10 protein-coding genes are annotated in these 11,770 nt (G+C 70.6%); 4 read left to right on the top strand and 6 right to left on the bottom strand.

Going from position 1 to position 11,770, the window contains the following annotated elements:
* Positions 1-13 precede the first annotated feature (13 nt).
* A complete protein-coding gene (locus R9Z33_RS12485) occupies positions 14-1,582 on the bottom strand; it encodes an MORN repeat-containing protein (protein WP_318646905.1) in 1,569 nt (522 codons plus the stop codon).
* A 198-nt stretch (positions 1,583-1,780) separates the two neighbouring features.
* On the opposite strand from R9Z33_RS12485, the gene R9Z33_RS12480 reads away from it, so the two are divergent.
* Positions 1,781-3,409 carry a GMC family oxidoreductase gene (locus tag R9Z33_RS12480; protein ID WP_318646904.1) on the top strand — a complete coding sequence of 543 codons (1,629 nt, stop codon included), beginning with the start codon at positions 1,781-1,783 and terminating at the stop codon, positions 3,407-3,409.
* 18 nt (positions 3,410-3,427) lie between these two features.
* On the opposite strand, the gene R9Z33_RS12475 is transcribed toward R9Z33_RS12480, so the two are convergent.
* From R9Z33_RS12475 to R9Z33_RS12455, 5 genes are read right to left on the bottom strand one after another with little or no spacing between them, the layout of a single operon-like run.
* Positions 3,428-4,987, bottom strand: a complete 1,560-nt coding sequence (locus R9Z33_RS12475) for a M81 family metallopeptidase (RefSeq protein ID WP_318646903.1) — start codon at positions 4,985-4,987, stop codon at positions 3,428-3,430.
* Between the two features lie 2 nt (positions 4,988-4,989).
* The gene (locus R9Z33_RS12470) at positions 4,990-5,490 is read right to left on the bottom strand and encodes a GNAT family N-acetyltransferase (protein ID WP_318646902.1); all 501 of its coding nucleotides are present in this window, start codon (positions 5,488-5,490) and stop codon (positions 4,990-4,992) included.
* Positions 5,487-6,719: a Zn-dependent hydrolase gene (locus tag R9Z33_RS12465; RefSeq protein WP_318646901.1), complete on the bottom strand. Its 1,233-nt coding sequence runs from the start codon at positions 6,717-6,719 to the stop codon at positions 5,487-5,489. The genes R9Z33_RS12470 and R9Z33_RS12465 overlap by 4 nt, the downstream gene beginning before the upstream one ends.
* Positions 6,716-7,969 carry a Zn-dependent hydrolase gene (locus R9Z33_RS12460; protein WP_318646900.1) on the bottom strand — a complete coding sequence of 418 codons (1,254 nt, stop codon included), beginning with the start codon at positions 7,967-7,969 and terminating at the stop codon, positions 6,716-6,718. The genes R9Z33_RS12465 and R9Z33_RS12460 overlap by 4 nt, the downstream gene beginning before the upstream one ends.
* Complete coding sequence (locus tag R9Z33_RS12455) at positions 7,962-9,251, bottom strand: ArgE/DapE family deacylase (protein ID WP_318646899.1); 1,290 nt, start codon at positions 9,249-9,251, stop codon at positions 7,962-7,964. The genes R9Z33_RS12460 and R9Z33_RS12455 overlap by 8 nt, the downstream gene beginning before the upstream one ends.
* Before the next feature lie 66 nt (positions 9,252-9,317).
* Here R9Z33_RS12455 and R9Z33_RS12450 point away from each other — a divergent pair, with 66 nt between their 5' ends.
* Genes R9Z33_RS12450 through R9Z33_RS12440 form a run of 3 tightly spaced genes read left to right on the top strand, consistent with a single transcriptional unit; the run spans position 9,318 to position 11,763 of the window.
* Entirely contained in the window at positions 9,318-10,340 is a 1,023-nt protein-coding gene (locus tag R9Z33_RS12450) for a histone deacetylase family protein (protein WP_318646898.1), read from the top strand.
* Positions 10,337-11,323, top strand: a complete 987-nt coding sequence (locus R9Z33_RS12445) for a dipeptidase (protein WP_318646897.1) — start codon at positions 10,337-10,339, stop codon at positions 11,321-11,323. The genes R9Z33_RS12450 and R9Z33_RS12445 overlap by 4 nt, the downstream gene beginning before the upstream one ends.
* Positions 11,323-11,763 carry a nuclear transport factor 2 family protein gene (locus R9Z33_RS12440; protein ID WP_318646896.1) on the top strand — a complete coding sequence of 147 codons (441 nt, stop codon included), beginning with the start codon at positions 11,323-11,325 and terminating at the stop codon, positions 11,761-11,763. The genes R9Z33_RS12445 and R9Z33_RS12440 overlap by 1 nt, the downstream gene beginning before the upstream one ends.
* The last annotated feature ends 7 nt before the right edge of the window (positions 11,764-11,770 follow it).

Below are 11,770 nucleotides of genomic sequence, written 5' to 3'. Positions count from 1 at the left end.
CGGCCGCGCGCCGCTACCGGCACTCGCTCAAGGGACGCGCCGCCGAGGCCCGGCGGCCATCCGCGCCGCGATAGCAGCCATCGACCCAGGTGCCGCGATAGGTGCTGCGTGTCGTGGCGACATAGAATTCGCCCTGGCCATCGGGCCGATCCGCCTTCCACTCGCCCGAGTAGCGATTGCCGCTTCGCCAGACATAGACCCCCTGGCCATGAAACTTGTTGCCCAGGAAACTGCCCTCGTAGGTGTCGCCCCCCGCGAAGGTCTGCCGGCCCTGACCGTGGCGCTGCCCATCGAGGTACTCGCCCACATAACGGTCGCCATTGGCCCGAGTGAGGGTCCCGCGGCCGGTGCGGCGGCCATCCACGAAAGCGCCCTCATATTGGTCGCCATTGGCCCAGGTGTAGACGCCGCGCCCCTGCTGGCGGCCATCCTGGTACATGCCGTCATAGCGGTTGCCGTTGGCGAAGATGTAGATACCCGGGCCATGCGCACGTCCCTCGCGCCGCGGGCCCTCGAAGCGGGCCACGCGCGCCTGGCCATCCGCTGTCCAGCGCCACTCGCCGCTGCCCGGCCCTTCAGCCGGGCCGCGCGGGCAGGCGCCATCCCAGGTGACCGTCTCGCCAGGACGGGGAACATCGTTCCACACCCAGCAGCCGTTGCGGGCATCCACCGTCCAGCCCGGGCGGCCCGGCTGGGCCAAGGAGTCGGGCGAAGGCGGTGGGGGCGCGCCCGCTGAAGGGGGCGTCACCGGCCGGGGGGGCGGTGGCGGCGCACTGCGTGCCTCCACCACGCATTGCACCTGGATGGGCGGCGCGTTGCAGCCATTGAGATGCAGCGACTGCGTGGCGCCGGGGGCATAGGCGCGGACATTGCCGGCATCGCAGGCCTCCGCACTCGCGTAGTTGCAGGCCTGGACGTTGCTCTGAATGGTCTGGCCGCGCCAATTGCCGCCGACCTGGCGCCAGAAATACTGCACCTGGCCGGGCTGGAAATTCTGTGCGGCCGGCGTGCCGCCGCCTCCACCACCGCCCGCCGCTGGCTGGGGCTGCGTCTGCTGCGGTGGCGTGCCCGAGCGCCGGAAGCAGCGCATCGGCTCGCAGGTGGCGCTGGTGCAGAGCGCCTCCATGGCGCGGCGCGCGGCCTGGTAGTCGGGGTTGGTGGTGGAATGGAACTGGCCGTTCCAGCCCACCCCATAGCCGATCGGCGCCGTGCCGCGCGCCTCGCACTGGTAGTCGCCCGGCGTCACGTTCATCGGGCGGCGAAAGACGGGCTGGTAGGCGGCGGCGCGCTGCGCATCCATCTCGCGGCAGATCGCGCCCGGCGTCATCTGGCCCTGGCAGGCGGCGCGGTTGCCCTCGCCCCGCTCGCAGGCCTCGATGGCCTCGGTGAAGGCGAGACCCTCCGTCGTCGCGTGGCGGCCGACATAGACATTGCCATTGGGCTCGAAATGCGCGGGCTCGCGCTTGCCGCCCTCGATGAAGCAGACCCAGCTGCTCTGCTGCGCGAAGGCCGGGAGAGCAAGGAGCGTGACCTGTGCCAAAGCCAGGACGGCCAGGGCCGCCCTTCCGATCCCAAGCCGCATCACCCTCTGGTCCTTTCCGACGCGGAGCGCCGAGGGAAACGGTCACGACCGCCCCGCGCCATCCCGCCTTTGCCTTGCCTCATATAAATCTTGAGACGAGATGAAACGCACGGCAAGAGGCGGTGGGGCGCAGCCCTCCCCCGTGTTGGCTCGGCTGCATTCCTCTTGCTAGGCTCCGCCGACACCGGGGGAAGCGCCATGGCGGATGAATTCGACTATGTGATCGTGGGCTGCGGGGCGGCGGGTTCGCTGCTCGCAGCACGCCTCAGCGAGGACGCGCAATCCAGCGTCTGCGTGCTGGAAGCCGGCCCCAAGGACCGCAACCCCTTCATCCACATCCCCGCCGGCTTCATCAAGACGCTGAAGGACCCGGGTGTGACCTGGCAGTTCAGCACCGAACCCACCGAACGCACGGGCGGGCGGCGCATCGCCACCGTCCAGGGCCGCACGCTGGGCGGCTCCTCCTCCGTCAACGGAATGATCTACAACCGCGGACAGCCGAACGACCTCGACCATTGGGCGCAGCGTGGCAATCGCGGCTGGGGCTACGCCGATTGCCTGCCCTACTTCATGCGCACCGAACGCCGCATCGGCTATGGCGACCCCGAGCGGCGCGGCCGCACCGAGGGCATTCCCGTCACCGACATGGACTGGATCCATCCGGTGACCGAGGCCTTCATTGCCGGCTGCGTCGGCCTCGGGATTCCGCGCAACCCCGACTACAACAGCGGGGACCAGGCGGGTGTCGGCTATTTCCAGCGTGCCATCCTGAACGGCCGCCGCGTCAGCGCCTACCGTGCCTTCCTGCACAATGCGCTGAACCGGCCCAACCTCTCGCTGCGGACCAATGCCCGGGCCTGCGAGATCATCCTGGAGGGCAAGCGCGCCGTCGGCGTGCGCTACCTCTCCGAGCGCGGCGGCAAGCCCGTCGAGGTGCGCGCGCGGCGCGAGGTGATCCTCTCCGGCGGCACGGCCAACACCGCGCGGCTGCTGCAGGTCTCGGGCATCGGCCCGGGCTGGCTGCTGCAGAAGCTGGGTGTGGCGGTGCAGCACGAGCTCGCCGGCGTCGGCGAGAATTTCCGCGACCACTATGCGAGCCGCTTCGTCATGCGCGCCAAGCCGGGCACGATGACGCTGAACGAACTCTCGAAGGGCCTCAACCTCGGCAAGCAGCTGCTGCGCTGGGGCACGGGCCAGCCCAACATCCTCGCCACCGCGCCCAGCCACGCCCACGTCTTCTGGAAGAGCTTCGAGGGGCTGGACCAGCCGGACCTGCAATGCGTCTTCACGCCCGGCTCCTACAAGGAGGGCATGGTCTATGTGCTGGACGACTATCCCGGCATGACCGCCGGCGCCTGGCAGCACCGCCCCGAGAGCAAGGGCTGGGTGCGCGCGCGCAGCACGGACGTCTTCGAGGATCCGGAGATCCAGCCCAACTACCTCTCCGACGAGATGGACCGCCGCGTGCACATCGGCGGCATGCGCCTGTTGCGCCGCATGCTCTCCACGCCCGAGCTCGCCCCCTTCGTGGACCAGGAGACGCTGCCCGGCCCCGATGTGCAGACGGATGACGAGCTGCTGGACTTCGCCTTCAAGAATGGCAGCACCACCTACCACCTGATCGGCACCGCCCGCATGGGGCCGGCCGAGGACCCGACGGCGGTCGTGGATGACCGGCTGCGGGTGCACGGCATGACCGGGCTGCGCGTGGTGGACGCCTCCATCATGCCGGCCATGGTCAGCGCCAACACCTATGCCACGACGCTGATGATCGCGGAGAAAGCCAGCGACTTCATCCGCGGGCGGGAGATGGCGAGCGCGGCCTGAGCCGCGCCGCCCAAGCGCTCATTCCTCCGCCGGCTTTTCCGGGATCTCCAGCACGGATTGCGGCCCCTTCTTGGGCTGGCGGTATTTCTGCCAGCCGAAGCGGCGGTTGTCGCCCGGGCGCAGGCGCATGTCCTCGCGCAGCGCGGTGAAGGGCAACGTTGCCGGGTCCGCCACCACCGGGCCGGGGGCGGCGGCCACCAGAACACTCGCCGCGATCGGCTGGAAATGCGCGCGGAAATGCACGCTGGACTTCACCGCCACGATCTTCTGCAGCGCCGGGTCCACGCCGAGTTGCAGGAAGATGGACTGGTCATGCGCCTGCATCTTGCGACTGACGATGACGACGCGCACACCGCCGATCCGCAGCAGCGCGGAGGGGCCGAGATCCGCAGGATTGCCCTTGCCCATCGGGCCGGTCAGCGTGAAGCGGCCATCGCCGAGCTTCTCGACCACGCCCGTCACGGTCAGCGGCGCGCCATCGCTCTTGCCGCCGAGTTCGAGGGTGATGGTCGCCCCCTCCCCCGCCGCATGGCAGGCCGCCGCGCTCTCGGCGTCGTTCATCGGTGCCAGCACGGCACCCTGCGCGTCCTGGGCGATGAGTTCGGCGAGCAGCCCGGTCGTATCGCCATGGCCGCCGCCGCCGGGATTGTCCTGCGTGTCGGCGATGATGACGGGCTTGGAGCCGGCGAGGCGGATCGCCTCGGCCACCGCCTTGGCCGCCGGCTGCACGGCGCCGGCGAAGCTGCCCTCGCGCGCCGAGATCTCCTTGGCGAGCGCGGCGGCGGCGGCGCTCGCCGCTTCCGGCGTCTCGGCATAGGCGGCGATGGCCTGGCCGCAGCCGGGGAAATCCGCGTAGGGAAAACCGAAGCAATAGGCGAGCTCGACGATCCCGGCCTCGATCTCCAGCCGCGTCGCCATGACCCCCGCCATCGGCTCCACCATGGTGCATTGGCTGGTGATGGGGATGAGGAAGTCGAGTTCCCGGAAGGCCATGGCCCAGGGCGCACCGCGCTGGATGCGCTGGATCAGCAGCGCCATGGCGCGCATGCCCACCGCCAGCATGTCCACGTGCGGATAGGTGCGGTAGGGCACGATGACATCGGCCAGCTCCGCCATCTGCCGCGTCATATTGGCATGCGGGTCGAGCGTGATGGCGAGCGGCATGGCGGGCCCCACCACGGCGCGCACACGGCGCATGAGCTCGCCCTCGGCATCGGGGTAGTCATCGCTCACCATGGCGCCGTGCAGGTCGAGGAAGACGCCGTCGAGCTGCCCCTCCTCCAGCGCGACCGAGAGCGCATCCACGATCATCGCGCTGATGCGCTCGAAGGCCTCGCGCGTCACCGGGCCGGCGGGGTTCGCGAAGCACCAGCCGAGCGGCGCGATGGTGGCGCCATGCTTCATCGCTTCGGTGATGCCGCCCCAGGCGCAGGTGGAAGTGCCCTTCAGCCCCTCCATCATCGCGGCCGGGCGTTGCAGCGCGGGCAGTCCGCCGGGCGTCAGGAAATTCACCCACTCGGTCGCCCGGGGTGCGAAGGAATGGCTCTCGTGCAGGAAGCCGGCGACGGCGATGCGCATGTTCAGAAATCCATGTTGTGGCGATAGAGATCCATGACCCGCGGTGGCACCGTGACGGAGCCCTCGCGCGTCGCGCCCAGCCGCAGGGCGACCCGGACGGAGGCTTCATTGGCGGGTTCGATACAGCTCACCAGGCGCGTGAAGCCCAGATCATCCCGGGCGTGGCGGCGGATGGCGCGCGCGGCCTCGGTGGCATAGCCCCGGCCCTGATGGGCGGGGAAGAGTGTCCAGTGGATTTCGGGCTCGGGCCAGGCTTCGGGGAACCAGAGCCCCGCCTGGCCAACCACGCTGCCCTCGCCGGTGAGTTCCACCGCCCAGATGCCATAGCCGCGCAGCACGCGATGGCCGGCATACATGGCCATGCGGCGCCAGGCATCGGCACGGGTGCAGGGCCCGCCCACGAACCGCGAGGCCTCGCTGCCCCAGAAATCGGCGAAGGGCTCGAAATCCTCGGCGCGGAATTCGCGCAGGGTGAGCCGCTCGCTGGTCAGTATGGGCGTCAACGCGCCGTCTCCAGCACGGCGTCCGCCAGTACGCGCAGCCCCTTCTCCGCCCAGTCGCGTGAGATGGACTCGCTCGGGTGGTGGCTGATGCCGCCATGGCAGGGGATGAAGAGCATCACCGCCGGCATGCGCGCCGCCGCGTGATAGGCGTCATGCCCGGCGCCCGAGAGGATGTCGCGATGGCGATAGCCGTGGCGGTCGGCGCTGGCACGCAGGCGGGCGGCGAGCCCCGCGTCGAAATGCACGGCAGCGAAGCTCCAATAAGGCTCGCGCCGCACGCTCAGGCCACGGCGCGCGGCGATGCCGGCCATGGCGGCGTCAGCCTCGGCCAGCAGTTGCGCCAGCACGGCGTCGGAGGGGTGGCGGTATTCGAAGGCGAAGCGCACCTCGCCCGGCACCACGCCATCCGCGCCGGGATCCACCAGGAACCGGCACACCGTCATCCGCGCCTCGGGTGCGATACGATGCAGGATGGCCTCGCCGGCGGAGATCATCTCGGCCGCCGCCAGCACGGCGTCGCGCCGCATCTCCATGGGCGTGGTGCCGGCATGGCTCGTCTCGCCCGTGACCGTGACCAGCGCGCGCTCGGTGGCGAAACCGCCGGTGACGATGCCGAGGTCGTAACCCCCGCTCTCCAGCACCGAGCCCTGCTCGATATGCGCCTCGAAATAGGCAGCGGCGTCCTGCAAGCCCGCGGGGTCGGCCGTGCCGTTCCAGCCGGTGGCGACGAGTGCGGCGCCATAGGGCTGGCCGTCATCCAGCGCGGGACGGGCCAGCACCTCGGCCTCGCCGAGCACGCCCATGGCGCCGGCCGCGCCAATCATGGAGGGGCTGAAGCGGCAGCCTTCCTCGCTGGTCCAGTTCACCAGGATGATCGGCGCCTCGGTGACCGTGCCGCTTTCATGCAGCGCATGCAGAATCTCGAGGCCCGCCAGCACGCCATAGGGTCCGTCGAACTTGCCGCCGGTGGGCTGGGTGTCGAGATGGCTGCCCACCAGCACGGGCTTGCGCCTGGGGTCCCGCCCCTCCCGCCGCAGCGCCATGTTGCCGAGGCGATCCACCGTGAGCGTCAGCCCGATCTCCGCGCCCCAGCGCGCCAGCAAATGCCGCGCCTGCCCATCCAGCGCCGAGAGCGCGGGGCGGTTGTTGCCGCCGCCGGGAATGGGGCCGATGGCCGCCATCTCCATCAGCCGCTGCCAGAGACGGTCAGCGGAGAGCGGCAGGTTCACGGCCGGACCAGCCCCGCCGTGGCCAGCGCGGCATCGGCCAGCACCTGCAGGCCCGCCGTGGCCCATTCGGGCGTGATGCTCTCGGCCTCATTGTGGCTGAGGCCGCCATGGCAGGGGCAGAAGACCATCACCGTGGGCACGCGCCGGGCCATATAGACCGCGTCATGGCCGATGCCGGTCGGGATGTCGCGCCACTTGAAGCCGCGCGCCGTGGCACTGTCCCGCGCGCGCTGGATCAGCGCGGCGTCGAAGGGCGTCAGCGGCGAGTGCCAGAAGCGCGTGACGGTGATCGTCACACCCCGCTCCAGCGCGAGTTCCGCGGCACGGGCGCGAAAGCGCGCTTCCATTTCCTCCAGCGCCGCCGGATCGCCATGGCGCGTGTCAATGGTGAAGAAGACGCGGCTGGGCGCGATGTTGCGGCTGGAGGGGTAGATCTCCACCACGCCCACCGTGCCGCGCCCCTTCTCGCCCGAGGGGGCGAGCGTGGTGAGCGCGATCTCCTCCACCGCCGCCATCAGGGGGGCGGCGGCCATGAGCGCATCGCGCCGGCCGGCCATGGGCGAGCCGCCATGCGCTTCCTCGCCCTCCACCACCACCTCGAACCAGGTCTGGCCCAGGGCGTGCGTCACGATGCCGACGTCGAAGCCCCCATCCTCCAGCAGCTTGCCCTGCTCGATATGGAGTTCGAGGTAGTGGCCGACCTTCTGCAGCTCCGCCGGGTCGGCGCTGCCCTGCCAGCCGATGCGGCGCAGCTCCTCGCCGAAGACGGCGCCATCCTGGCTGCGCTTGGCCAGGATCTCGGCCTCGGTGAAGACGCCCATGGCGCCGCCGCTGCCCATCATGGGCGGCGAAAAGCGCGAGCCTTCCTCATTGGTCCAGTTGATCAGCAGCAGCGGCGCCTCGGTCTCGGCCCCCGCCTCGTGCAGCGCGCGCATGATCTCGAGGCCCGCCAGCACGCCCAGCACGCCGTCATACTTGCCGCCGGTGGGCTGGGTATCGAGATGGCTGCCGATGGCGACCGGCGGCAGGCTCGGATTCCGTCCCTCGCGCCGGAAGACCATGTTGCCCAGGCGATCCAGGCTCATGGTCAGGCCTGCCGCCTCCGCCCAGCGCTGGAAGAGCGCGCGGCCCTCGGCATCCACATCGGTCAGCGTCTGGCGGTTGCAGCCACCCTTCGCCGTGCCGCCGATCCTGGCCATCTCCATCAGGCTGTCCCAGAGGCGGGCGCCGGACAGGGGAAGGTTATGCATGTTCGACTCCACACCACTCGGCCATGGTCAGCGCGATGCTGCGCGTGATGCCATGCATGCTCTCGATGCCGACACTCTCGTCAATGCCATGGATGTCCTGCGCATCCGGGCCGAAGACGGCGCAGGGCGTGCCCTGGTAGAGCACGAAGTGCCGCCCATCGGTCAGGCCCGTCGCGGGATAGTCGCGCAGCGTGCCACCCGTCGCCTCGGCATAGCTGCGCTGGGCCAACGCGCTGATCGCCGTGTCCTTTGGAAACACGCAGGCATCGGCCATGAAGCCCTTGAATTCCAGCTTCACCTGCGCGCCGCGCAGCCGCTCATGCGTGGCGGCCTTGGCCACCAGCGCCTCGATGTCGGCCTTGGTCTGCCGCGCGGAGTAGCCGAGCATCACGCCGACGCGCAGACCGATGCGGCAGCGCGTTGCCACCGAGGAATTCCACTCGCCACCGGAGATGGTCCCGAGATTCACATTCACCGGGTGGTTCACGCCATGGAAGGCGGCGTGGATATGCTCCCCGCGATTGCGCTCGGCCTCGTAATCCTTGAAGGCGCCGGCGATGATGTTGGCGGCCTCGATCGCGTTGATGCCGGCCTGCATGTCCCGCACATGGGCGGGCCGGCCGCTCACCGTTACCCAGGCCCAGACCACGCCGACCTCGGCCGTGTAGAGCGCATCCAGCCCTGGCCCGGGCTCGGGGATGATCACGCCATCGGCCTTGGGCAGCGCCAGCATGGTGGCGAGCGCGCCATTGCCGGTGCATTCCTCCTCGATCACCGCCTGCATCTGCACCTCGGCGGCCGGTTGCAGCCCGGCGCGCCTCAGGGCGGCGAAGGCCATGGCATAGCTGACGATGCCCGCCTTCATGTCGCCCGCGCCGCGCCCATAGACGCGGCCATTGCGGATGCTGGGCGCGTAGGGCGGCGTCTCCCACATGTCGGCGGCACCCTCCGGCACCACATCCACATGGCCCTGCAGCACCAGGCTGCGGCCCTTCGCCGATGTGGGGCGATGGATCGCGGCCACATTGTCCCGCCCGGCATAGTCGATCAGCGGCGGCGAGAAGCCGGGGTGGTCGGCCAGCTTCGCCGGATCCGTCGGGATCCGCTGGGGCGTGAGGCCGAGATGGCGATAGAGCCGCTCCATCTCGTTCAGGGCCGAGGCCTCGTTGCCGAGGGTGGAGGGGCAGCGGACCAGGCGGAACAGCCAGTCCAGGCTCTCTTCACGCAGCGAATCGCAGGCGTCCAGGATGGCGCGTCGCGCGCCGGCATCGAGTGGGGTCATGACCCGCAGCATGGGCGGGCGCGCGCGAGGTTGTCGAGGCCCCGCGGGCAGGCTTCACTCATGCGCATGAAGGCCTTCCATCATCCGGATGAGGCGCTGCACGCGCCGGAATTCTTCCTCATGCGCGGCCAGGTCCGCGCCAATTACGAGGTGCCCGCCCGCGCCGCCTCGCTGCGCGCGGGGCTGGCCGCCCTCGGCATCACGCCCGCAGTGGCGCCGCCCGCCTCCCAGGCGGCCCTGCGGACGCTGCACACGGCGGAGTACCTCGATTTCCTGGAACATGCCGCCGCGGATTGGGCCGCCCTGCCCGAGGCGGGGCGCGAGATCGTCGCCAATATCCACCCGACGCCGGAGATGCTGGCGCAATCCCACCGCAAGCCGGAACACGTCATCGCCCGGGCCGGCGCGCACACGGCCGACACCGCCTGCCCCATCGGCTCCGGCACCTGGACGGCCGCGATCGGCGCCGCCGGCTGCGCCCTCGCCGCGGCCGATGTGGCCGCCCAAGGTGGCGTGGCCTATGCGCTCTGCCGCCCGCCCGGCCACCACGCCTATGCCGGCCGCGCCGGGGGCCACTGCTACATCAACAACAGCGCGCTCGCCGCGCAGCGGCTGCGCGATGCGGGGGCGAAGCGCGTGGCGGTGCTCGACATCGACAGCCACCATGGCAACGGCACCCAGGGCATCTTCTGGGAGCGGGAGGATGTGCTGACCGTCTCGCTCCACGCCGATCCCGGCCGCTACTACCCCTGGTATGTCGGCTTCGCCGAGGAAAAGGGCGCCGCCAACCTCAACCTGCCGCAGCCCTTCGGCACGGGCGACGAGGGCTGGCTCGCCGCGCTCGACCACGGCATCGCCGCCATCCGCGATTTCGGCGCGGAGGCGCTGGTGGTCCCCCTCGGCTTCGACGCGAGCGAGTTCGAGCCGCTGGCCGCGCTGAAGGTGACCGCGGATGGCTTCGCCCGGGCCGGGGCCGCCATCGGCGCGCTCGGTCTGCCCACCGCCATCTGCCAGGAGGGCGGCTACAATGTGGAGATCCTGGGAAGCCTGCTGGAACGCTTCCTGACCGGCTTCGGAGACGCGCGATGAACCCCCTCGTGCTCGATACGCATATCGATATCCGCTGGCCCGAGACACCCGACTGGCTGAGCGAGACGGGCCAATGCGTGGACCTGCCGAAGATGCGGCGCGGTGGGATGAGCGGCGCCGTCTTCATCGCCTATGTCGGCCAGGGCGCGCGCGACCACGCGGGCCATGCCGCCGCCGCCGCGCGGGCCGAGGCCATGCTGCGCCACATCCGCGGCCGCGCCGATGGCGTCACCACCCGCTTCTGCGCGACCCCGGAGGAGCTGGAGGCAAGCTTCGCCGCCGGCCTGCCGGCCGTGCTCTCGGCCGTCGAGAATGGCTATGCCATGGGCCATGACCTCGGGCGCATCGCGCAGTGGCGCAAGCTCGGCGCCATCTACCTCACGCTCACGCATGACGGGCACAACGACCTGTCCGACAGCGCCCGGCCCCGCCGCAACCTCAATGATTCCGAGAGCGAGCATGGCGGCCTCTCGGCGCTCGGCCGCACCGCCATCGCCGAGATGAACCGCGTGGGGCTGATGCTGGACTGCGCGCATGTCTCGAAGGCGGGGATGATGCAGGCGGCGGAGCTTTCCCGCGTGCCCATCGCCGTCACGCACACCGCCTGCGCCGCGCTCTGCGCCCATCCGCGCAACCTGGATGACGAGCAGCTGGACATGATCCGCCAGGTGGGCGGCGTCGCGCAGGTCACGGCCGTCGCCTCCTTCCTCAAGGCGCCGGGCGCCAATGGCGTGACGCAGGCGAGCGTCTCCGACCTCGTGGACCATGTGGAGCATGCGATTCGCCGCATCGGCCTCGATCACGTGGGCATCTCGTCCGACTTCGACGGCGGGGGCAGCGTGGCCGGCTGGTCGAATGCGGCGGAGACGCAGAACATCACGGCGGAACTGGCCAGGCGCGGCTATGGCGCGCGCGAGGTCGGGCTGCTCTGGTCGGGCAATTTCCTGCGCGTCTGGCGGCAGGTGCTGCGGGGGGCGGCGTGATGCGCGCGGCCTTCGCCCTGCCGCTGCTGCTGGCGGCCGGCACGGCGGAGGCCGCCGCGCCCGATCCCGCCGCGCTGCTGGGCGCCTGGGCGGCCGCCTATGCGACGAATGACGGCGCGCGCGCCGCCAGCCAATACACGGAGGATGCGCGGCTCTGGGGCTCGGTGAGCCGTGCGCAGACAGTGGGAACCGCCGCCATCACCGCCTATTTCGCGCGGGTGCGGCCGGGGGCGGCGGGCATTGACGTGCGCTTCGGCGATTTCGCGCTGCGTGAGCTGGCGCCGGGCGTGGCCGTCGCCTCGGGCCACTACACCTTCCTGCGCCGCGCGGCGGACGGGACGATGAGCGAGGAGCCATCCCGCTTCAGCATGGTGATGGTGCAAGGCACCGATGGCCTCTGGCGCATCGCCGACCATCACTCCTCGCGGCTGCCGCGCTGATCGCCGT

This window comes from Sediminicoccus rosea, from assembly GCF_033547095.1.
Taxonomy (GTDB): Bacteria; Pseudomonadota; Alphaproteobacteria; order Acetobacterales; family Acetobacteraceae; genus Roseococcus; species Roseococcus rosea.
This window is presented reverse-complemented; position numbering and strand designations above follow the sequence as displayed.